Origin of the sequence: Citrobacter sp. RHBSTW-00671 (genome assembly GCF_014103415.1) — a bacterium.
In the GTDB taxonomy this organism is placed as follows: Bacteria; Pseudomonadota; Gammaproteobacteria; order Enterobacterales; family Enterobacteriaceae; genus Citrobacter.
Genome location: NZ_JABXPR010000001.1, coordinates 4,735,136 through 4,755,623, shown reverse-complemented (window position 1 = coordinate 4,755,623; position 20,488 = coordinate 4,735,136). Strand labels below are relative to the sequence as shown.

Annotated in this window: 22 protein-coding genes and 3 tRNA genes; 12 read left to right on the top strand and 13 right to left on the bottom strand. The window is 51.1% G+C overall.

The features are described 5' to 3' along the window. From opgB to HV261_RS22750, 6 genes are all read right to left on the bottom strand, one after another. Positions 1 to 2,292 carry a phosphatidylglycerol--membrane-oligosaccharide glycerophosphotransferase gene (opgB, locus tag HV261_RS22775; RefSeq protein ID WP_202039587.1) on the bottom strand — a complete coding sequence of 764 codons (2,292 nt, stop codon included), beginning with the start codon at positions 2,290 to 2,292 and terminating at the stop codon, positions 1 to 3. A gap of 242 nt (positions 2,293 to 2,534) precedes the next feature. After that, the gene (locus tag HV261_RS22770) at positions 2,535 to 3,026 is read right to left on the bottom strand and encodes a YjjA family protein (protein ID WP_202039586.1); all 492 of its coding nucleotides are present in this window, start codon (positions 3,024 to 3,026) and stop codon (positions 2,535 to 2,537) included. Between the two features lie 70 nt (positions 3,027 to 3,096). Next, positions 3,097 to 3,834, bottom strand: a complete 738-nt coding sequence (dnaC, locus tag HV261_RS22765) for a replicative helicase loader DnaC (protein ID WP_003019133.1) — start codon at positions 3,832 to 3,834, stop codon at positions 3,097 to 3,099. Between the two features lie 2 nt (positions 3,835 to 3,836). Then, positions 3,837 to 4,376 (bottom strand): primosomal protein DnaT, encoded by a 540-nt coding sequence (dnaT, locus tag HV261_RS22760; RefSeq protein WP_202039585.1) that lies wholly within the window; start codon positions 4,374 to 4,376, stop codon positions 3,837 to 3,839. 122 nt (positions 4,377 to 4,498) lie between these two features. Beyond that, positions 4,499 to 4,972 (bottom strand): threonine/serine exporter, encoded by a 474-nt coding sequence (locus HV261_RS22755; RefSeq protein WP_202039584.1) that lies wholly within the window; start codon positions 4,970 to 4,972, stop codon positions 4,499 to 4,501. Next, positions 4,963 to 5,739 carry a threonine/serine exporter family protein gene (locus tag HV261_RS22750; protein WP_101742995.1) on the bottom strand — a complete coding sequence of 259 codons (777 nt, stop codon included), beginning with the start codon at positions 5,737 to 5,739 and terminating at the stop codon, positions 4,963 to 4,965. Before HV261_RS22750 ends, HV261_RS22755 begins: the two co-directional genes overlap by 10 nt. Positions 5,740 to 6,178: 439 nt before the next feature. Here HV261_RS22750 and HV261_RS22745 point away from each other — a divergent pair, with 439 nt between their 5' ends. Beyond that, positions 6,179 to 6,904, top strand: a complete 726-nt coding sequence (locus tag HV261_RS22745) for a LuxR C-terminal-related transcriptional regulator (protein WP_202039583.1) — start codon at positions 6,179 to 6,181, stop codon at positions 6,902 to 6,904. Continuing rightward, positions 6,865 to 7,554 (top strand): DNA-binding transcriptional activator BglJ, encoded by a 690-nt coding sequence (gene bglJ / locus HV261_RS22740; protein ID WP_202039582.1) that lies wholly within the window; start codon positions 6,865 to 6,867, stop codon positions 7,552 to 7,554. Before HV261_RS22745 ends, bglJ begins: the two co-directional genes overlap by 40 nt. Positions 7,555 to 7,591: 37 nt before the next feature. Here the strand turns inward: bglJ and HV261_RS22735 are convergent, their stop codons facing one another. Beyond that, positions 7,592 to 8,050: a YbaK/EbsC family protein gene (locus HV261_RS22735; protein WP_202039581.1), complete on the bottom strand. Its 459-nt coding sequence runs from the start codon at positions 8,048 to 8,050 to the stop codon at positions 7,592 to 7,594. Between the two features lie 365 nt (positions 8,051 to 8,415). Here HV261_RS22735 and HV261_RS22730 point away from each other — a divergent pair, with 365 nt between their 5' ends. Beyond that, positions 8,416 to 9,759: a PTS sugar transporter subunit IIC gene (locus tag HV261_RS22730; RefSeq protein WP_137383814.1), complete on the top strand. Its 1,344-nt coding sequence runs from the start codon at positions 8,416 to 8,418 to the stop codon at positions 9,757 to 9,759. Positions 9,760 to 9,789: 30 nt separating this feature from the next. Here HV261_RS22730 and fhuF read toward each other — a convergent pair whose 3' ends face one another. Together fhuF and HV261_RS22720 are read right to left on the bottom strand one after the other, a co-directional pair. Next, positions 9,790 to 10,578, bottom strand: coding sequence for a siderophore-iron reductase FhuF (gene fhuF / locus HV261_RS22725; protein ID WP_202039580.1), 789 nt, complete (start codon positions 10,576 to 10,578; stop codon positions 9,790 to 9,792). Between the two features lie 108 nt (positions 10,579 to 10,686). Beyond that, on the bottom strand, positions 10,687 to 11,763 hold the full coding sequence (locus HV261_RS22720) for a GGDEF domain-containing protein (RefSeq protein WP_137383812.1): 1,077 nt from the start codon (positions 11,761 to 11,763) through the stop codon (positions 10,687 to 10,689). Between the two features lie 253 nt (positions 11,764 to 12,016). Here HV261_RS22720 and HV261_RS22715 point away from each other — a divergent pair, with 253 nt between their 5' ends. After that, positions 12,017 to 12,253 (top strand): DUF1435 domain-containing protein, encoded by a 237-nt coding sequence (locus HV261_RS22715; RefSeq protein WP_137384026.1) that lies wholly within the window; start codon positions 12,017 to 12,019, stop codon positions 12,251 to 12,253. A gap of 39 nt (positions 12,254 to 12,292) precedes the next feature. On the opposite strand, the gene HV261_RS22710 is transcribed toward HV261_RS22715, so the two are convergent. The 4 genes from HV261_RS22710 to rsmC all read right to left on the bottom strand — a co-directional run bounded on the left by HV261_RS22710 (position 12,293) and on the right by rsmC (position 13,821). After that, positions 12,293 to 12,379, bottom strand: a tRNA-Leu gene (locus HV261_RS22710). A gap of 32 nt (positions 12,380 to 12,411) precedes the next feature. Then, positions 12,412 to 12,497: transfer RNA gene (locus HV261_RS22705), tRNA-Leu, on the bottom strand. A 28-nt stretch (positions 12,498 to 12,525) separates the two neighbouring features. Beyond that, positions 12,526 to 12,612, bottom strand: a tRNA-Leu gene (locus tag HV261_RS22700). Between the two features lie 177 nt (positions 12,613 to 12,789). After that, the gene (gene rsmC, locus HV261_RS22695) at positions 12,790 to 13,821 is read right to left on the bottom strand and encodes a 16S rRNA (guanine(1207)-N(2))-methyltransferase RsmC (RefSeq protein ID WP_137383811.1); all 1,032 of its coding nucleotides are present in this window, start codon (positions 13,819 to 13,821) and stop codon (positions 12,790 to 12,792) included. A gap of 102 nt (positions 13,822 to 13,923) precedes the next feature. On the opposite strand from rsmC, the gene holD reads away from it, so the two are divergent. The 8 genes from holD (at position 13,924) to HV261_RS22655 (ending at position 20,423) form a co-directional block, all read left to right on the top strand. Further along, positions 13,924 to 14,337, top strand: coding sequence for a DNA polymerase III subunit psi (gene holD / locus HV261_RS22690; protein ID WP_202039579.1), 414 nt, complete (start codon positions 13,924 to 13,926; stop codon positions 14,335 to 14,337). Beyond that, a complete protein-coding gene (gene rimI, locus HV261_RS22685; protein ID WP_202039578.1) occupies positions 14,306 to 14,752 on the top strand; it encodes a ribosomal protein S18-alanine N-acetyltransferase in 447 nt (148 codons plus the stop codon). The genes holD and rimI overlap by 32 nt, the downstream gene beginning before the upstream one ends. Positions 14,753 to 14,769: 17 nt before the next feature. Beyond that, on the top strand, positions 14,770 to 15,447 hold the full coding sequence (gene yjjG, locus HV261_RS22680; RefSeq protein WP_202039746.1) for a pyrimidine 5'-nucleotidase: 678 nt from the start codon (positions 14,770 to 14,772) through the stop codon (positions 15,445 to 15,447). 92 nt (positions 15,448 to 15,539) lie between these two features. Further along, positions 15,540 to 17,129, top strand: a complete 1,590-nt coding sequence (gene prfC, locus HV261_RS22675) for a peptide chain release factor 3 (RefSeq protein WP_016151601.1) — start codon at positions 15,540 to 15,542, stop codon at positions 17,127 to 17,129. Positions 17,130 to 17,426: 297 nt separating this feature from the next. After that, complete coding sequence (gene osmY, locus HV261_RS22670; protein ID WP_137383807.1) at positions 17,427 to 18,044, top strand: molecular chaperone OsmY; 618 nt, start codon at positions 17,427 to 17,429, stop codon at positions 18,042 to 18,044. Between the two features lie 128 nt (positions 18,045 to 18,172). Then, positions 18,173 to 18,334, top strand: coding sequence for a DUF1328 domain-containing protein (locus HV261_RS22665; protein WP_003019081.1), 162 nt, complete (start codon positions 18,173 to 18,175; stop codon positions 18,332 to 18,334). Positions 18,335 to 18,576: 242 nt separating this feature from the next. After that, positions 18,577 to 19,650, top strand: a complete 1,074-nt coding sequence (locus tag HV261_RS22660) for a patatin-like phospholipase family protein (protein ID WP_137383806.1) — start codon at positions 18,577 to 18,579, stop codon at positions 19,648 to 19,650. Next, the gene (locus HV261_RS22655; protein ID WP_202039577.1) at positions 19,647 to 20,423 is read left to right on the top strand and encodes a metal-dependent hydrolase; all 777 of its coding nucleotides are present in this window, start codon (positions 19,647 to 19,649) and stop codon (positions 20,421 to 20,423) included. Before HV261_RS22660 ends, HV261_RS22655 begins: the two co-directional genes overlap by 4 nt. Positions 20,424 to 20,488: the final 65 nt, after the last annotated feature.

Genomic DNA, 20,488 nt, shown 5'->3' with positions numbered 1-20,488 from the left:
TTAACCCTGAGCTGCCAGCACTTTGATTTCAACCATCCCGATCCCCAGCTTACGCGGCGAGTGACCCAGAATGTTGCCCTCGTTGGTGGCGACCGGATCGGGTGGGATAATCACCAGCGTGTCGGCGGATGTCGGGTTATCAAAATGCAAGGTGGTGGTGCTGACTTCCTGACTTAAGACCAGCGTTTGTTCCTGGTTGCCGACGCGTACGGGAATAGGGCGATTCGCGTTGTCACCAAAGGCTTTCGCGGTGATAACCAGATCGAATTTCTTCGGCAACGGAGCCTTGTATTCGATTTTCACTTCTTCGCTCAGCTGGGCGTTAGACCAGCGTCCCCAGGATTCAGGGCGTGAAATTCCGCTAAACTGTTTCACTTCTTCCGGCGCGCCCGCTACGTTGAAAATAAAGCTGTCAGCTTTGTAGCGAATATCGTTATCGACAATTTTTAGCGTATCGACGTTACCTTTATAGCGTTCGATGTCGATGACCGTATCTTTAAACGTCGTCTTCCCTTTCCAGTTGGCTTTATCGACATGCTGCACGATCTGCTGCCCGCCCAGTTGCCCCTGTGATACGCACCAGTCGGTAGAGAGTGCCAGTTCCGGTGCCCACAGCTGCGCCATTTTGTAACAGCGGTCTATCCAGACAAAGTTGTCGCGCGGGGCGAAATCAGCCAGCTGGAAGCGCAGCGGGGCTGAATATTCACTTTCCGGCAGCGGTTCGACGCGTTGATCCGAGACCCGGAGCAGCAGCGGCAGACGGAAATGGCTCCCGGAGAAAGCGATCATCTCTTTCTCCCGATCGATAGTGAATGCTTTCATCTCTTTCGGGAAATTCCACAAACGGATGATGTTGGGCTTCCACGCCAGCATTTTCTCTTTGATGTTCAGGAACACTTCCGATACGGATTCGCTGGACAAGCTGCTGCGTCCAAGGCCGATAAAATTATCGCCGCCCAGAATATCCAGTACGGTCGCGCCGTTATCCATGGTATTCCGCTTCACCGCCAGCGTCTCCTGCTGGGGTTGATCGCCGCGTAGCACGAAGAACAGGTTGTTACGATCTTGCTTGTTGAGATACTTCCATGCGGTGTTATTCATCGCCAGATGATCGGAAGAGACGACGATCACGGTATCTTTAAACCACGGTGAGGCTTTAATTTTATGAATAAACTCGGCGATATTTTCCTGGCTGCAACTGACCGCACTGAAGGACTGGTTGGTTTTACCGTCAATATCATAACGCTTACGGTTACAGCTGCGTGAGATGAAACCGTCCGGGTGATGAGTATCAACGGTCAGGGTAAACAGTGAAAAACGCTGCCCTGAGCGTGACAGCTCTTCGAATTTTTTCCATGCTTCATCCAGTACGGTGTCATCATAAAAGCCCCAGTCGTTACGATACGCAGGATCTGCAACGACGCCCTTTAACTCTTCAGCGCCGTACAGATGATCAAATCCGTGGGATTTCAGGAATACATCTTTCCCGGCAAAGCGCAGGTTTGCGCCTTGCACAAAATAGTTCTGATAACCGGAGTTCTTCAGGATATCGCCCAGACAGATGTTGTTGGGGAAGAAACTGGAAACCGATGCCGAGGCGTTGCCTTCAAATGGCGCAAACAGCGGAATACCGCACTGGGAGGCGACCATGCCGGCGATGGTGTAATCGGTACCCGGCAGCTGCATGGTGTTGCTGAAATCCAGGCCTTCATTTTTCAACGCGCCGAGTTCCGGAGTCAGATCCGGGAAGGCGCCGTCGTTAAAATAAGTACGCTCCAGACTTTCGCCGTAGATATAAACCAGATTCAGCTTCGGATTGGGGATCGTTTTTGATGGCTCTTTGTAATAGGCCGCAAAATCGGGATCGCCATCGCGTGACTGGGATTTGACCAGTTCAGTTATCTGGTGGAACGCCGGGCTGGCATCAACGGAAGCCAGCGCCAGCAGCAGGGCCAGCAGACTGTAACCGACATGATGCGGATGATGGCGACGGCGACGCAGTATCCAACCCAGCGTGACAAAAACGGTGGTCAGCGCCAGGGCTATCCCAACGCCCGGCAGGATATATTTTCCGATCCCCGCGCCAGTCAGACTGTTGGTCAGGGTGTACAGGACCGCATCGTTGATGCCGTCACCTGTGAAATAGTCACTGGCATACAGCGTGATGTTTAAGACAATAAAGATCCCCAGCACCGTTAACGTGGCGGCGAACCACCAGGTGTTGCGACCCGCTTTCCAGGCATAAATCAGTACCGAAGCGAGAAACAGAGTGATGGAGAGCAATTCTGACAACGGTCTATCCTCAGTAACACCGGGCAATTGCCTGGCAGGCTAATCATTTTTTTGAGAGTACAATGTAATAGCGTTGTTATATTGCTGCAATTGTAGTGACATTAAATGAGATTGTTATTCAGAATTGGTTTAGATATGCGGGTGTTTGCGGGCAATCACACCTCATTTGGTAGGTAAATATCATCGTGGGATTGATTGCTGCCGCGCCGATGGTGAAATGGTCGGGCGCGGCATTTGTTGTATCAGGAAATGAAGTTCATACCCTGTTTTAATACCAGATCGCAGGCCTTGGTTTTGACCTGCTTCGCCAGCGAGCTGTTGCCAATCGTGTTCAGGTCAAGCTGCTGACCATCTTTGGCGTTGAGCAGACCCTGAATCCCGTCCATATAGTTGGTATCTTGTTTCTGTTCTGGCGCGCTGAGCCCCAGTTTATCCAGCACCTGGTTTTTGACGTTTTGCGCATCAGTGACCGAAGCCAGTTTCTGTTTCGCGCAGTATTCCAGGATACCGGCGGCGTTATTCATGCTGCTGGAGGTCAACGACTGATTGCTGCCATTCAGCAGGCTGGTCAGGGAAGAGAGCGACGAGCTGCTTTGCGAGCCGGAGCTTTGTTTGCTTAGCTCACTGGCCGCGCTGGAGAGCGAATCCTGCCAGGAGGCGGCGAAAACACTGGTGGAGATGAGCGTGCTGGTGGCAACCGCGCAGCACAGCAGACGTTGGGTAGTTTTCATCATTATGTGTAACTCGTGTTATGCATTTTCAGCGCAGTATAGCGCTGGCAGTCTTAGGAGTGGTCCTAATACGTTAATACTCTTTACCGGTGACCCGACTCCGGTAGCTTTCCCAGTTAAAAATGACCCACAGGCTGTTGCCAAGCCGCATACGGTCCATCACCCGCTCGCCGAGCAGTTTGTTCATTTCATCCATATTGCTGTTGGTTAACATGCCGGTTGGGCGTTTAGACGACGAACGGCGATCGACAATCTGGTTGATGATCACTTTTTCATAGCGCGATTCGGTCTGCATGCCGATCTCGTCGATCACCAGCAGATCTACATTGCTGAGATCGTTGAGCAGCTGTTCTTCACTGGTCTCACGATTGCTGAATGTCTCTTTCATCGCCGACATGATATCGGCGACGGTAATAATCAGTACCGACTTGCCGCGCAGCAGCAGTTCGTTGCAAATGGCGGCGGCAAGATGGTTTTTGCCGGTGCCGGGTTTGCCAGAGAAGATAAAACTGGCGATGTTGCCGTCAAACTCTTCAACGTATTGGCGGGCTTTGCTCAGGGCGTTCATCTGACCTTCGCACTCGACGCGATAATTCTCGAACGAGCAGTTCTGGTGTAGTGGACGGATACCGGAACGGTTGAAGGTCCTTTGCATTTTCATGGCCCGATTTTCACGCGCCAATGCAGCGGCACGAATTTCACCTTGCTCCTTTTGCCAGGCCAGTAGTTCCTCGCCTGTTTTGAAGGCTGGCTCAACATTGGGTGGCATCATTTTTTGCAAACGTTTCATCAGGTCGCCAACGTTTTTCATCGTTATCCCCTAAAACCTGGTGGAATATGGCTGTCAGGTTCGCTGACACTGTTCACATCGCGCTTCGGCATTCCGCCATTGCTGGCCCGGCCTATTTGGATACTGCGCGCCAGTTTTTGCTGCCACTGGATATGGTGAAAGACTTTGCCTTCGGCTTGCCAGTAGGCAACAAATGAAGCCAGTTCTTCAGCGGTGACCGGCTCTCTTAGCGCCACGCCCCATAACGCCGCCTGACGCTGGAAGTCAGCGTCTGGCTGCCAGTCAGCGTACATCGCAAATTTACCCATTGGCACGGCAACTGGTGCCGCTTGCGGCTCTTCATAGAACTGGGCATCTAAGGTTACATCGCTTCCCGGGCGTGACAGCTTCTCTTCAAGCGCCAGTAACTCTGCCAGCCGTGCCGGGGTTACGGCGTAAAAAGCAGGCGCATTATTGGCAAAAACAGCCACAGCGCCAGCCGCCGACTTCGCCAGCACCGCGTTGTGATCGTGTAATAAGGCGTCAATACTGATGACGTCCGGAGTCAAAATTTTGCAGGACATAATGTTTCTCAATACTGAACAACAACCGAGAAGGGACTGCTTTTATAGTAACACAGAGAAAGAGGAGAGCAGCAGATGAGGGAAGGTTCCCCCATCTGCGAAGGGGTAAACAGGTTCACTCGTTACACGCGCGGGCGTTTGCGATACAGCCATAGCCCTGGCACGGAAAGCCCAATTGAGAGTGCGCCCACAATCGATGATGCTTTCAGGAAGTTGGTCAGCAGGGTAATCATCAGCGCTTCGCTATAGCCGAAATGACCGATCTTTACGGCGGATATCATGGCGGTGTAAGCGGAGATCCCAGGGAACATAGGGATCACTGCCGCAACGGTGAAGACTTTCGGATGCGCCAGATACCATCGTGACCACTGGATCCCAATGCAGCCTACCAGCAATGAGGCCATAAAGGTGGACCACTCGATGTTAAATCCAGCGGTCATCATAACCATTCGGGAACCGTGTCCCAGGGCGCCTAACAACGCACACCAGGGAAGCGCCCGATGTGGCACATTAAAGACCATGGCAAATCCTACTGCCGGGATGGCAGAAAGGATCATGTCCTGTATGAGTGCAAAAATAAAATCGATCACGCCCATCCGCGAAGCCCCCATAAGGTCATCGACATCACCACGCCAATGCAGGTTGCCAGCGTAAGCAGACTGGCAATCGCCCAGCGAGCGAGGCCGGTGTTAATGTGTCCTTTAAACATATCCGCAACCGAATTGATCAACGGAAAACCGGGAACCAGTAACAGCACGCTGGCAGCCATGGCTACAGTAGGCGTGTGATTAAACGTCGGGAGCGTAAGCAGCAGGCCGGAGATGGTGGTTGCGACAAAAGCGGTGATACAAAAGTTGATTTGTGGATGCAAATGCCGGGAAGCCAGGATCTGGCGAATGTACATGGCGATCATGCTGGCGAAGAAGGTGATCATCGCGCCATCCCAGCCGCCGTTATTGAGCTTACAAAAGCAGGCACAGGACAATCCGACCATGAACGCAACCAGCCATCTGGGATAGCGCAGCGGTTTGATTTGGTTAAACCGTTTCTCTACCCCTTTTTCATCCAGCAGATTATGTTCTGCCAAAATAACGATGTGTTGCACTTCCGTCACGACGTGCATATTGATGCCACGATCCTGATTTTTTCGGGTCGATGTCAGGCATTGTCCGTCTTTGATCGTCGTCAGCACGATGGCATTCGATGATATGGCACTTTCTACACTGTCCATCCCCAGCGCCAGACCCAGGCGGGTGGAAAGTTCATCGACTAACGCACTTTCTGCGCCATGTTGCAGTAAAAAAAGCCCGCATTGTATACATAACCGTGTAACCGTTCTTTGTGACGACTGCTCTGTTTGCATAGCTCGCTCTGACTAAAAGATGCTCTCTTAATGAAGAATATCTTCTTTTTATCATGAAGCGTGAGTCCGTTGGCTCTGGATAAGATCAATCTTTGTGTTGAAAAAAACAGGTCACTCGGAGGTTGCAGGGAATCGTATCGTGGACCCACGCTTAAACCATGGCTAAATTTTCTGAGGTGAACAGTAATTACGTAAGGAATGCTAATAATTTAATGTAGTTATTTTAATTGTACAATGAATGTACTTGTGCGTGATTATGTCATGATAAATTTATAGTGTGATGCCATTGGGAATGTAGCATCACCATTCTCTATTATAAATAGAGATAAATAATTCATCCTGTCTATTGTTTAACGCATGTCTATTTATTGATTATTTTATTTGATTGTAGGTGATATTTGCGCACGCAAGATTGAAGACATGTGAATATGGAGGAGTTATGTTGCCAGGACGCTGCAAGAACGCAATTATTATTAGTAAATTACCTATCATACAAACTGGGCTTAAAGGGGTAATGCAAGCGCATTTCTCCGATTACAAACTGACCTACTGCCGCGCCGTAGAAGAACTGACATTGCTGCAACTGCGACGTTCAGATCTGGTTATCGCTGATTTAACCGGAGACTGTAGTCATCCGCGCACGACCTGCGAACAATATTATTCTTTGTTACCTCAATACCGCGATATTCACTGGGTCTTTCTCGTTTCCCGAAATTATTATCCTGTAGCCGTTGAGTTGCTGATGTGTCCAATCAGTACGCTGTTATCCGATGCCGAACCAATTGATAGCTTAGTAAATGCTATTGATGCAGGGAATGTTTATGCCGACAGAATTAGTCCGGTACTGTTCTCTCCGGTAATGACACCTGAAAGACTGGATCATGGAGTGCATTCAATTATTCTGACGCTATCTGAACGGAAAGTGCTACGGCTTCTGGGAAAGGGCTGGGGGATTAATCAGATTGCCACATTACTTAAAAAAAGTAATAAGACCATCAGCGCTCAGAAAAATAGTGCGATGCGTCGTCTGTCAATACACAGCAATGCGGAGATGTATGCCTGGATAAATAGTTCTCAAGGATCACGAGAATTGAATCTACCTTCAGTTTATGGAGAGACCACGGAATGGAAGACAGAAGTATCAAAAGAAATGTCGCACTGGTAGAAAAGTGCGTAATGAGCAGCGTGGGTATTTATAATTTATTTAATGCCAGACCGAACAACCAATACCAACTTCATCTCTTTTCACGGCAGCCAGCCTTCAGCCAGGCGATGTCACAGACGTCATTTTCCGCGGTTTTTTTTTCACTTTCTGCGAAAAGAACCGATCGCCGCGCCGGACTGGCTTACCTGACGGAGCTGGCGGTGAAACACCCTCGCATCAAGCGGGTAGTCATTGCCGATGATGATGATGAGGCGCGGCTAATTGGCTCGCTGTCACCATCACCACTGGATGCCGTGATTAGCAAAGCATCCACGCTAAGTATGTTACAGGAAGAATTATTTGCAGCACTGGATTGTGTCAGAGGGGAAACAGAAGACACGAAGAAACTCTGGTATATCAATCAATGCCGTATGCTTAGCCCAACCGAGCGCGAAATTCTGCGTTATATGTCGAATGGCTATTCGATGCTGCAGATCGCAATTGAGCTTGAGCGAAACATTAAAACGATTCGCGCGCATAAATTTAATGTAATGTCCAAACTGGGCGTTAGTTCGGATGCCGGATTACTGGATGCTGCCGATATTCTGCTGCATGTACGCTCTGCAGAACCGTCATCTCTTCGTCGTACTGCCCCGTTATGGCGCGCTTGAGAAGAGGCGTAGTTATTGGCATGGAAAGATAAATCGATCACTGGCACACATCAACCCAGGTTGCCGCAGTCAGTTCTGCTATTCTCTCTGGCGTGATGCGAACCGCGCTGTGAGTGGCTCCAGCCGCAGGGAGCACTTCAGTGTAGTGTTTCAACGAGACATCACAGTACACCGATATGGGTGTCTCCAACCCGAAAGGACATACGCCTCCTACGGGATGACCTGTTGCGTTGACCACTTCATCGCTACTCAGCATGCGCGCTTTGGCACCAAACGTATTTTTCAGTTTTTTATTATCGAGGCGAGCATCTCCTCTGGCGACGACCAGGATAATGTCGTTTTTCACCTTGAGTGACAGCGTTTTTGCTATCTGCCCTGGTTCGACGTTATGGGCTTTTGCGGCCAGATCGACGGTGGCGGTGCTTTGATCTAATTCGATGATTTCAATATCTGGCGCATGTTGCGCTAAAAACTGCCGCACTGATTGCAAACTCACTCTTTTCTCCCTCTCGCTTATCCGCAGCCCTGTATAGCAGAAAACCGCCTGGCGTAATTTGTCATAGGGGCAGCGTTACTGTAAATATTTTATTGTAACAACATAGCAACATTGGCAGTTTTTCGATCACCTTCACAATCAAAGAAACCGGTTACAGTAACCGGTTGCAGAATGCTGAAATGGCGATTAATACTGAAGCTGTCACTTCCTCTGTATCACATAATAAGAGCCATCTATGAAACTTAACTTTAATAGCGGTAGCGCGGGCGTTCCTCCCGGCACGGTTGCGAAAAGGGGTAATGGGCCTTACGTGGTGGTGTTGATACCAGCACATGTACAGGGTTTCGCACAACAGGAGAGCGGCTATGTCTACTAACCATGCTGTGTTTAATGTGATTTTCCGCTTTGTTGAAAACTACGTTAGCCCTGTCGCCGGGCGCATTTCTTCACAACGCCATGTGATGGCAATACGTGATGGTTTCATTTCGGCGATGCCGTTTATGATTGTAGGATCTTTTCTGCTGGTTTTTGCCTATCCTCCTTTTTCGCCGGATACCACCTGGGGATTTGCCCGCGCATGGCTGGATCTGGCAAAACAATTTGAAGGCCAGATACTCACGCCGTTTGATATGACGATGGGGATCATGTCGGTCTATATATGTGCCGCCATTGCTTATAACCTGGGTAAACACTATGTGAAGTCGCATCAGCTAGATCCATTTATGTGCGCGATGCTGTCCATCATGGCGTTTTTGCTGATTGCCGCACCGAAAACCAAGGGTACGATGCCGGTTGATAGCCTGGGAGGGACGGGGATTTTCACCGCGATCCTCGTGGCAATTTATTGCGTTGAAATGATGCGCTTCCTGAAGGCGCACAACATCGGGATCCGCTTGCCCGATCAAGTGCCGCCGATGATCAAAAACTCATTTGATCTCCTGATCCCAGTACTGGTTGTGGTGCTGACGCTGTACCCGCTGAGCCTGGCGATACAGTCGCAGTTTGATATGCTGATCCCTCAGGCCATTATGGCCATCTTTAAACCGCTGGTGTCTGCTGCCGATTCTCTTCCGGCGATATTGCTGGCGGTATTGATAGGCCACTTGCTGTGGTTTGCTGGGATTCACGGGGCGGCGATTGTGTCAGGGATGCTGCAAATGTTCTGGCTCACCAATCTTGGGATGAACCAGTCGGCGCTGGCGCAGGGCGCGCCCTTACCGCATATATTTATGGAAGCGTTCTGGACGTTCTTCATCGTCGTGGGGGGATCGGGGGCAACGATGGGGCTGGTGATTTGCTATCTGCGCAGCCGTTCTGCCCATTTACGCTCGATTGGACGCCTCAGCGTCGTCCCAAGCATTTTTAATATCAATGAACCGGTGATTTTCGGCACGCCGATAGTAATGAATCCGGTGTTCTTTATTCCATTCCTGCTTGCGCCGATGGTGAATGCCGTACTGGCCTGGGCGGCGATGAAGCTGGATTTGATTGGTCGTGTCATTTCCGTGGTTCCCTGGACCGCACCGGCCCCGGTGGGGGCTGCATGGGCATTAGGCTGGGATTATCGTGCGGCGATCCTGGTGATCGTGTTGGCGCTGGTTTCTGCCATCATCTACTTCCCATTCTTCAAGGTCTATGAGAAGCAACTGTTGGCGCAGGAAAAAGAAGAAGCTCAGCGGATAGAAGAGGAAAATCAGCAGGTAGCGTAATCGTGCAGGCGAGGGGCTGTGGCTCCTCGTTTACTTTAACGTGCAGTCACCGCATTGCTGAACATCGGGCAAGCGATAGCGTTGACAGCAGGTTCTGCGTACTAACAGTCCCTCACGTGGAACGACGGTACGCCACAACGGATTATCCTGGCCACAGGATAGCTGTTTCTCAAAGAAGCAGGTTTGGCGCAATGTTGTCAGCAGTTCTTCGCCTAATAGCGGTTTCATTTCCGTTAAATACCAGTGGATGAGATACCCGGTATTGCTCCAGATAAGTTTCGCGTTGATCTCACCCGTTGATTCCAGCGCCTGAACAACCGGTGTCAGGGCTGACAAAATCAGCGTTTCCATACGTTGCTGCGGTGAGAGTGCCGTGGTCTGGTGATCCTGATGTACATCTATCCAGAAACATGCGGCACGCCCGGTTTCGTGAAACTCCACATGCATATGTTCCGGCGCGACATCAATGGCTTCATTTTGCGTCAGCAGAGCCACCATAAGCGGGGGCATCATCAGGCCGATATACCATTGCGCCCAGAGGGAGATCAGCGGTTTATTTTCGCGTACTAACGTGGGCTGGTTGCGGTAGATGTGGTCTGAATAAACGGCCAGAAGCGAACATAGCGTTGTCGGTTGCGTCCATTCATGTAATGTCATTGCCCCTTGAGGCGGGGTTTCGTCAAGGCGAATGAAATCCAGCAAGTGTTCGCGGGTTTGGGCGATGGTCGCACGCACGGAAGCCGCCAGCGAGGGCATCTCTGCAGGGAGATGGCTGTGCCAGATGACATCTTCAACGATGGGTGCGGAACGGTAAGCCATGGCGATATAAGGATGTTAATCTAAATGATAATGATTTCCAATCCTATAGGTGAGGGTGAACGATGGCAAGACCTTTGTCGCAATAGCGGGCAGTTCCGCACGGATAACTCAGGAAGAGGTGCAGTTTATCCGCAGCTCATCGCTGACCAGGGTGTTGTTTCGACCGAGATTCTTGGCCTCATAAAGTGCTTTGTCTGCTCTGGTAATCGCGGAGTCAATATCCTGATCCATTAAAGGCGCAATACCGATGCTGACCGTCACATTGGTTGCTACGCTCTCATTAAACATATGAGGAATCTTAAGGTCGTATACTTTCTGGCGGATACGCTCGGCTGCGGCCTGTGCCTGCTGTGGATCGACGGCGGTCAGTAACACCATAAATTCTTCGCCACCAAAACGCGCGACCACATCCCGGGAGCGCACGGAATCACGAATCGCGGCAGAAACGCGAATCAGCGCCTGATCGCCCATCATGTGTCCGTAATGGTCGTTATAGGCTTTGAAATGATCGATATCCAGCAATAAGACGTAATGCTTCGCGTTGCTCAGTGCCAGTAACGTATCGAGCCGGTGTTGCAGCCCACGACGGTTATACAGCCCCGTCAGCGGATCGAGCATGCTGAGGCCGTTCAGGGTTTCTCGCTCTTCCAGCAGTTTGTACATCAGCTGTTGGGCGAAGCCGTCGTAGCGCTTTTGGATCACGTGTTGAATGGCAATCCCGGCCATAGGCAACGCCATAAAATAGAAAATTCGCAGACCATGCTCGCTACCGTTAAGCCATAAACAGACGACGACTGAGGGTAACGAATGTAGCGTAAAGGCGATGATATTGTTGGCAAAAGCGATAGAGCCAATAAACAGCACGCTGAGAAGTGCAATCAACAGAAAATAATAATCATTATTATCCAGTGTTGTGAATTTCAGCACAATATGAGCTGCCCACAACAAGCCGAAAATGATTGAAATAAAAGGAAGATTAATTCTTTTATTCGTATATTTCCCATGCCATGCCAACAGTAATGTACTGGCGGCCAGGATGAGCAACGCTGGGACAGATACGGCTTTGACGGCAAAAAGTGGGAAAACAAGCGTAAACAGCGCGGAGACTGCATTGAGAAGCAGAAACAGACGTAAAGAAAGTTGATATTTCTTAGTGCGCAGAGTTCGCCAGGATTGTACTGTCATAGGTAAATATTGTTATTTATCTGCAATATACGAAGGTGTGTTTGTAAGGAAAAAATGATGAGCGAAAAATCATTCGTTCAGGTCGTTATTGTTTTTTGATGAAAAGCTAACCGGCGAGCAATTTATCACCTTAAACTATTTATGTCATCAATCGTTAAGTAAAACTCATAGAATTGATAGCCTTTCCTGGCTGACAAATGAGAAAATTTATCATATGATATTGGTTATCATTATCAATGTCATAGGTGAAACCATGTTGCAACGTGCGCTGGGCAGTGGATGGGGGGTTTTGCTGCCGGGAATAGTGATTGCCGGGCTGGCATTTACTGACCTGTCACTCGACGCATGGAAGGCGATGATTGTATTAGGACTGCTGCTGACTTCGCTAATGCTGTACCACAAACGTTTACGGCATTTCGTTTTGTTGCCTTCATGTGCAGCACTGATCGGCGGTATTGTTCTGGTGATGATGAACGTGAATCAGGGATGAGTAACACAGAGAAGAAAACCGAAAGGAAAATAAGATAATTGGTGCGAGGGGGGGGACTTGAACCCCCACGTCCGAAAGGACACTAACACCTGAAGCTAGCGCGTCTACCAATTCCGCCACCTTCGCACAGTCATCTTACTTTTTTGATATTGCCTCGTTGGTGCGAGGGGGGGGACTCGAACCCCCACATCCTAAGGACACTAACACCTGAAGCTAGCGCGTCTACCAATTCCGCCACCTTCGCACAGTGCGAGCAATATCAACGTGGATTATGGTGCGAGGGGGGGGACTTGAACCCCCACGTCCGAAAGGACACTAACACCTGAAGCTAGCGCGTCTACCAATTCCGCCACCTTCGCATACCATCGACACTCAAAAAGTATCGTTACCACGGAGGCGCATTCTAGTTGTTTTCATCTTTTCGTCAATAGTTAATTGCCCAGGACGCATTTAATTGATGTAAAAATGGGCGCTAGCCGGCGTTGCTCGGTGTCACGCCGGATGGCGGCATAAACGCCTTATCCGGCGTACATCCGTTAGGCTTTTTTCGCCTGACGCGTCATGATGGTACGATAAACCTTGAAACGACCGGTCTGCGCGATAACCTCATGGAAGCCAAACACCTCATCCAGCACCTTCGGATACGGCAGGAAGGCGTTGGCCACGATACGCAGTTCACCGCCGCTGTTCAGGTGACGAACCGCCCCGCGAATCAGCGTTTGCGCGGCATCAAGGCTGGTCTGCATGCCATCGTGGAACGGTGGGTTAGAGATGATCATATCGAAGCGGCCCGCCACGTCAGAAAAGACGTTACTGGCAATTACGTCACCTTCAATACCGTTGGCCGCAAGCGTTGCGCGACTGGCTTCAACCGCGGATGCGCTGACATCGCACAGGGTCAGACGAACTTTCGGCGAGTGACTGGCTAATGCAACGGAGAGCACGCCTGCGCCGCAACCGACATCCAGAACCTTGCCTTTAGTGTGCGGCGTCAGCGTTGAGAGCAGCAGCTGGCTGCCGACATCCAGGCCGTCACGGCTGAATACGCCAGGTAAGGTTTTGATGGTCAGATTGTCGACGGTGTATTCATCCCAATATTTTTCTGCATCAAAAACGGGCTGTTTTTCCAGACGGCCATGATAAAGGCCACAGCGACGGGCGCTGTCGACTTTATTCAGCGGCGCGTATTCGGCCAGCATCTGCTCTGCGCTGCGTACACCGCTGCGGTTCTCACCGACAACAAAAATATCGGTGCCGACGGGTAACAGCGACAGAATATTCATCAGCTGGAACTGGGCTTCCGGCTTATTCTTCGGCCAGTAATAGATCAGCGTATCGCTGTCAGCAACATCATCGGCTTGTGCGACGAGGCTAAAGCGGACGTTATCACCCATCTGGCGGTTCAGTACCTGCCAATGGTGCAACTGCTGAGTATGCGCACGGCTGGCGGCGCTTGCGAATTGGGCTGGCAGGTCATCCTGCAAATCACCGGCAAACAGAATACGGCTTTGTTCGAAATCATCACTGTGGCGCAGCAAGACTTCACTTGCCGGGGTAAAAGCAGACATGGAGTGCTCCTTAAATTGTACAGCGGGGGATTATAGTTGTTTGATGGCGCGGATTCGACAAATTTGCTATATTTGCGCCCCTGATTACAGGAGTGTTTCGCTATGACATCCCGACGAGACTGGCAGTTACAGCAACTGGGCATTACGCAGTGGTCGCTGCGCCGTCCTGGCGCGCTGCGGGGCGAGATCGCGATTTCAATTCCTGCGCATGTCCGTTTAGTGATGGTTGCTGCACAGTTACCCGCGCTAACCGAACCGTTAATGAGCGATATTTTACACGCATTGACCGTTAGCCCGGATCAGGTTTTACAACTGACGCCTGACCGCGTCGCCATGCTGCCGCAAGGTAGCCGCTGTAATAGCTGGCGGCTGGGAACCGAAGAGCCGCTGCTGCTGGAGGGCGCTCAGGTTGAGAGTCCTGCGTTTAATGAATTACGGGATAACCCAGCGGCACGCGCCGCGTTATGGCAACAAATCTGCGCATATGAACACGATTTCTTCCCTCGAACCGACTGATTTACCTGCAGCATTTCAGATTGAAAAACGTGCCCACGCCTTTCCGTGGAGTGAAAAAACATTCGCCAGCAACCAGGGCGATCGTTATCTCAACTTTCAATTGACCGTTGACGGCACGATGGCAGCCTTTGCGATTACGCAGGTCGTGCTGGATGAAGCGACGCTGTTCAATATCGCCGTCGATCCTGATTTTCAGCGCCGGGGCCTTGGGCGTGAGCTGCTGGAGCACCTGATCGATGAGCTGGAAAAGCGCGGTATTCTGACGCTGTGGCTTGAGGTTCGCGCCTCGAATGCTGCAGCAATCGCATTGTATGAAAGCCTTGGTTTTAACGAGGCGACGATTCGGCGCAATTACTATCCGACAGCCGATGGTCACGAAGATGCCATCATAATGGCATTGCCAATCAGCATGTAAGACAAGGTGTAATGATGATGAAGTGGGACTGGATTTTCTTTGATGCCGACGAAACGCTGTTTACGTTTGACTCGTTTACCGGCTTACAGCGGATGTTTCTCGATTATAGCATCACCTTTACCGCTGAAGATTTTCAGGACTACCAGGCCGTGAATAAACCGCTGTGGGTGGATTATCAAAACGGCGCAATTACCTCATTACAGCTGCAGCATGCTCGTTTTCAGAGCTGGGCTGAACGCCTGAAGGTCGAGCCAGGCCAGCTAAACGATGCGTTTATTAATGCCATGGCGGAAATCTGTTCGCCGTTACCGGGGGCCGTGTCGCTGCTTAATGCGATTCGTGGTAAAACAAAGATTGGCATCATTACCAACGGTTTTACTGCATTACAGCAAATCCGCCTTGAGCGTACGGGCCTGCGCGACTATTTCGACCTGCTGGTGATTTCTGAGCAGGTGGGGGTGGCAAAACCCGATCCCCGTATTTTTGACCATGCGCTGGCGCAGGCGGGCAACCCTGACCGTTCCCGCGTGCTGATGGTGGGCGACACCGCAGAGTCCGATATTCTTGGTGGTATTAACGCCGGGCTATCCACCTGCTGGCTAAATACGCACCGCCGCGAGCAGCCAGCGGGCATTCAGCCGACCTGGACTGTCGTGTCGTTAAGCGAACTGGAGCAGCTCCTGTGTAAACACTGATTGCCTCCCCCCCATTGATGGGTAAAATAGCCGCAATTTTTCGTATTCAACTTGCACGGTCCGTTGCCGTGCTTACCTAAGAAGATTTGACTATGACGTTGTCTCCTTATTTGCAAGAGGTGGCCAAACGCCGCACTTTTGCCATTATTTCTCACCCGGATGCCGGTAAAACGACAATTACTGAAAAGGTGCTGTTATTCGGACAGGCGATTCAGACCGCCGGTACGGTAAAAGGCCGTGGCTCCAGCCAGCATGCAAAATCTGACTGGATGGAAATGGAAAAGCAGCGTGGTATCTCAATTACCACCTCTGTCATGCAGTTTCCGTATCATGACTGCCTGGTCAACCTGCTGGACACCCCAGGGCACGAAGACTTCTCCGAAGATACCTACCGTACTCTGACGGCGGTGGACTGCTGCCTGATGGTCATCGACGCCGCGAAAGGCGTTGAGGACAGGACCCGTAAACTGATGGAAGTTACCCGTCTGCGCGATACGCCGATCCTGACCTTTATGAACAAACTCGACCGTGACATCCGCGATCCGATGGAGCTGCTGGATGAAGTCGAGAACGAACTGAAAATCGGCTGTGCGCCGATCACCTGGCCGATTGGCTGCGGTAAGTTGTTCAAGGGCGTCTATCACCTGTACAAAGATGAAACGTATCTTTACCAGACCGGTAAAGGCCATACGATTCAGGAAGTACGCATTGTTAAAGGGCTGAACAACCCTGAACTTGACGCTGCCGTAGGTGAAGATCTGGCGCAGCAACTGCGTGACGAGCTGGAGCTGGTGCAGGGCGCGTCTAACGAGTTCGATCATGAGCTGTTCCTTGCCGGTGAAATCACCCCAGTCTTCTTCGGTACTGCGCTGGGTAACTTCGGCGTTGACCATATGCTGGATGGCTTAGTGGAGTGGGCGCCTGCGCCGATGCCGCGTAAAACCGACACCCGCGTTGTGGAAGCTTCAGAAGAGAAGTTCACCGGTTTCGTCTTTAAAATTCAGGCCAACATGGACCCGAAACACCGCGACCGTGTCGCTTTCATGCGTGTGGTTTCCGGCAAGTACGAGAAAGGCATGAAAATGCGCCAGGTACGTATTGGTAAAGACGTGGTGATCTCCGATGCGCTGACCTTTATGGCCGGTGACCGTTCTCATGTGGAAGAGGCGTATCCTGGCGATATTCTTGGTCTGCATAACCACGGCACGATCCAGATCGGCGATACCTTTACTCAGGGCGAGATGATGAAGTTCACCGGTATTCCGAACTTCGCACCGGAACTGTTCCGCCGTATCCGTCTGAAAGATCCGTTGAAGCAGAAGCAGTTACTGAAAGGGCTGGTTCAGTTGTCAGAAGAGGGCGCAGTACAGGTTTTCCGTCCGATTGCCAACAACGATCTGATCGTTGGCGCCGTCGGTGTGCTGCAGTTCGACGTGGTAGTTTCTCGTTTGAAGAGCGAATACAACGTTGAAGCAATTTATGAGTCGGTCAACGTGGCGACTGCGCGCTGGGTAGAGTGTTCTGACGTGAAAAAATTCGAAGAATTTAAGCGTAAAAACGAAATTCAGCTGGCGCTGGATGGCGGCGATAACCTCACCTATATCGCGCCGACCATGGTTAACCTGAATCTCACCCAGGAACGTTACCCTGACGTTCAGTTCCGCAAAACGCGCGAACACTAATCGGCCTTCCAGGGCGCGGTATTCACCGTGCCCTGCAACTTTCCCTGTCTTTTAAATCCCTTGCGGAATGTTCTTAAATCCTCTGTTCTTGTTTGTTTTTTAATCAATTCAGGCATCAACCGCGAAATCGTGGACTATATTTACAATGTGATGACATAAATATCGGCTTTTAATGCTCTTCATTAGGCATTTTTCAGTCCCTTTAGCTGATATTTATTTCAGTCACGAGATTCGTTGCTGGTTCTGACCGCTAAGCGGCAGAACATCGCTATAAGCACAACAAACAGGAATACATCGATGACAATGACAGGACTTAAGATTTCTAAAACGCTACTAGCCGTGATGCTGACTTCCGCTGTCGCAACGGGTTCTGCTTATGCAGAAAACGCTACAATGGATAAAGCGCAATCCGGGCTCGAAAGTGCGGGGCAGAAAGTCGATAGCTCTATGAACAAAGTCGGTAATTTCATGGATGACAGCACCCTCACCGCCAAAGTAAAAGCCGCGCTGGTGGACCACGAAAGCATTAAGAGCACCGATATCTCCGTCAAAACGGACCAGAAAGTGGTGACGTTAAGTGGCTTCGTTGAAAGCCAGGCTCAGGCCGAAGAGGCCGTTAAAGTCGCGAAAGGCGTTGAGGGAGTGACCTCCGTTAGCGACAAACTGCACGTGCGTGACAGCAAAAGCACCTCCGTAAAAGGCTATGCCGGTGATACGGCCATCACCAGCGAAGTGAAAGCCAAGCTGCTGGCCGATGACATTGTCCCTTCTCGTAAAGTGAAAGTAGAGACGACCGACGGTGTGGTCCAGCTTTCAGGAACCGTCGATTCACAGGCGCAAAGTGAGCGTGCTGAGAGTATTGCTAAAGCAATTGATGGCGTGAAAAGCGTCAAAAACGACCTCAAAACTCAGTAATTCGACTTAATTCATCCTCCTGACGTTTGTCGGGAGGCGTATTGTGCACCACACTAAAAATATCGCCGATGAGCTGCCTGAGCGCTCATATCAAGCGGTCGACATTAACTATGGTAAAGGAGAAGCATATGTTTCGATGGGGCATCATATTTCTGGTTATCGCGTTAATTGCCGCCGCTCTGGGATTTGGTGGACTGGCGGGTACTGCAGCAGGCGCTGCAAAAATTGTTTTTGTGGTGGGGATCATCCTGTTTCTGGTCAGCTTGTTTACCGGGCGTAAACGGCCCTAGCGTATCCCCTTTATTCTTCAAGTTGCAGGTGCGTTGGCTACGCGCGCTTACCCGAATCACTTACCAGAGTAAGCTCATCGGGACTCACGCCCTTGCCGCCTTCCTGTAACTCGAATTATGTTGGGGATTAGCTGTAAAGAAAAATTGCTACTAAGCCAGTCCATTGGACTGGCTTTTACGGTTTTAGCGCCGGGCAATTTGCGTTACCTTGTTGCTCTATTACAAAAAACAGGAAGGCAGAGGTGGGGCAGAGAATACCCGTCACGCTCGGTAATATAGCGCCGTTATCGTTACGTCCATTTCAACCAGGCAGTATGGCGCTGGTGTGCGAAGGCGGGGGACAACGAGGGATCTTTACCGCTGGCGTACTGGATGAGTTCATGCGTGCGCAATTTAATCCTTTCGATCTCTTCTACGGGACATCTGCTGGCGCGCAAAATCTGTCGGCCTATCTCTGTAACCAACCCGGCTACGGGCGCAAAGTGATCATGCGCTATACCACCCGACGTGAGTTTTTTGACCCGGTACGATTCGTACGCGGGGGAAATCTCATCGATCTCGACTGGCTGGTGGACTCCACCGCTGCGCAGATGCCGCTGGCGCTGGATAACGCAGAGCGCCTGTTTGAGGCAGGTAAAGCGTTTTATATGTGCGCCTGTCGGGGAGATGACTACACGCCGGGCTATTTTTCGCCGAACCGGCACAATTGGCTGGATCTCATTCGCGCATCCAGTGCGATTCCGGGATTTTATCGTTCAGGGGTTGTGTTGGATGGCGTGAACTATCTGGATGGTGGAGTCAGTGATGCCATACCCGTTCAGGAGGCGGCAAAGCAAGGGGCGAAAACGCTGGTGGTTATCCGCACCGTGCCTTCGCAAATGTACTACACCCCACAATGGTTCAAACGTATGGAGCGCTGGCTGGGGGAGAGCAGTCTGCAGCCGCTGGTGAATCTGGTTCAACATCATGAAGCCAGCTACCGCGCTATTCAGCGCTTTATCGAAAAACCGCCGGGCAAGCTGCGTATCTTTGAGATCTACCCACCAAAGCCACTCCATAGTATGGCGCTGGGGAGCCGCATTCCGGCATTGCGTGAAGACTACAAAACCGGACGCCTGTGCGGGCGCTATTTTTTGGCAACGATTGGTAAACTGTTGGCGAAAAACGCGCCGTTGCCTCGTCAGACGCCGAAGATTGTGGTGCCCAGCCCGGTGGTGGTTCCACCTGCTCCCGTTGCCAACGATGCCCATGCATCCGTTGCGAGCAGTGCGCCCCAGGCCAATGATACGACGTTTAATAATGAGGATCTGGCGTGAGTCCCCGGTTTATCGATACGCATTGTCATTTTGACTTTCCCCCATTTACCGGCGATGAGCCAGCCAGTATTCAGCGTGCGGCTGACGTCGGTGTGCACCATATTATTGTTCCGGCAACGCAGGCGATGAACTTTTCACGCGTACTGGCGTTAGCGGAAAATTATCCTTCGTTGTATGCCGCGCTGGGCCTGCACCCCATTGTTATTGAAGATCACGATGATGACAGTCTGGACAGGTTGCAACAGGCATTGGAGCAACGACCGCAGAAGCTGGTGGCGGTTGGTGAGATCGGGCTGGATCTCTGGCGTGACGATCCGCAGTTTGATAAGCAGGAAAGGGTGCTGGAAGCACAGCTTAAGCTGGCGAAGCGTTACGATCTTCCGGTGATCCTCCATTCGCGCCGTACCCATGACAAGCTGGCTATGCATCTTAAACGCCATGATCTCCCGCGAACCGGTGTGGTGCATGGCTTTTCCGGAAGCCTGCAACAGGCAACGCGTTTTGTACAACTGGGGTACAAGATCGGTGTCGGTGGGACCATCACCTATCCACGCGCCAGCAAAACGCGTGAGGTGATGGCGACGTTGCCGCTGGAATCGCTGCTGTTGGAAACCGATGCGCCGGATATGCCGCTTAACGGTTTTCAGGGCCAGCCTAATCGTCCTGAGCAGGTGGTCAGAGTTTTTACCGCATTATGCGAACTGCGCGCTGAACCCACGGATGTGATTGCTGAGGCGCTGTATCGCAATACGACGGCGTTGTTTGATGTGTGATTGTTGAGTGCCGGATGCGACGCAAAAGCGTCTTATCCGGCCTACGGATTGACCTCTGTGTAGGC

What these genes read in the sequence shown, in the direction of transcription:
- HV261_RS22770 (WP_202039586.1), bottom strand. Translation starts at nt 3,026, where the DNA reads ATGATGAAAACTACCCAACGTCTGCTGTGCTGCGCGGTTGCCACCAGC.
- dnaC (WP_003019133.1), bottom strand. Translation starts at nt 3,834, where the DNA reads ATGAAAAACGTTGGCGACCTGATGAAACGTTTGCAAAAAATGATGCCA.
- dnaT (WP_202039585.1), bottom strand. Translation starts at nt 4,376, where the DNA reads ATGTCCTGCAAAATTTTGACTCCGGACGTCATCAGTATTGACGCCTTA.
- HV261_RS22755 (WP_202039584.1), bottom strand. Translation starts at nt 4,972, where the DNA reads ATGGGCGTGATCGATTTTATTTTTGCACTCATACAGGACATGATCCTT.
- HV261_RS22750 (WP_101742995.1), bottom strand. Translation starts at nt 5,739, where the DNA reads ATGCAAACAGAGCAGTCGTCACAAAGAACGGTTACACGGTTATGTATA.
- HV261_RS22745 (WP_202039583.1), top strand. Translation starts at nt 6,179, where the DNA reads ATGTTGCCAGGACGCTGCAAGAACGCAATTATTATTAGTAAATTACCT.
- bglJ (WP_202039582.1), top strand. Translation starts at nt 6,865, where the DNA reads ATGGAAGACAGAAGTATCAAAAGAAATGTCGCACTGGTAGAAAAGTGC.
- HV261_RS22730 (WP_137383814.1), top strand. Translation starts at nt 8,416, where the DNA reads ATGTCTACTAACCATGCTGTGTTTAATGTGATTTTCCGCTTTGTTGAA.
- fhuF (WP_202039580.1), bottom strand. Translation starts at nt 10,578, where the DNA reads ATGGCTTACCGTTCCGCACCCATCGTTGAAGATGTCATCTGGCACAGC.
- HV261_RS22720 (WP_137383812.1), bottom strand. Translation starts at nt 11,763, where the DNA reads ATGACAGTACAATCCTGGCGAACTCTGCGCACTAAGAAATATCAACTT.
- HV261_RS22715 (WP_137384026.1), top strand. Translation starts at nt 12,017, where the DNA reads ATGTTGCAACGTGCGCTGGGCAGTGGATGGGGGGTTTTGCTGCCGGGA.
- rsmC (WP_137383811.1), bottom strand. Translation starts at nt 13,821, where the DNA reads ATGTCTGCTTTTACCCCGGCAAGTGAAGTCTTGCTGCGCCACAGTGAT.
- holD (WP_202039579.1), top strand. Translation starts at nt 13,924, where the DNA reads ATGACATCCCGACGAGACTGGCAGTTACAGCAACTGGGCATTACGCAG.
- rimI (WP_202039578.1), top strand. Translation starts at nt 14,306, where the DNA reads ATGAACACGATTTCTTCCCTCGAACCGACTGATTTACCTGCAGCATTT.
- yjjG (WP_202039746.1), top strand. Translation starts at nt 14,770, where the DNA reads ATGAAGTGGGACTGGATTTTCTTTGATGCCGACGAAACGCTGTTTACG.
- prfC (WP_016151601.1), top strand. Translation starts at nt 15,540, where the DNA reads ATGACGTTGTCTCCTTATTTGCAAGAGGTGGCCAAACGCCGCACTTTT.
- osmY (WP_137383807.1), top strand. Translation starts at nt 17,427, where the DNA reads ATGACAATGACAGGACTTAAGATTTCTAAAACGCTACTAGCCGTGATG.
- HV261_RS22665 (WP_003019081.1), top strand. Translation starts at nt 18,173, where the DNA reads ATGTTTCGATGGGGCATCATATTTCTGGTTATCGCGTTAATTGCCGCC.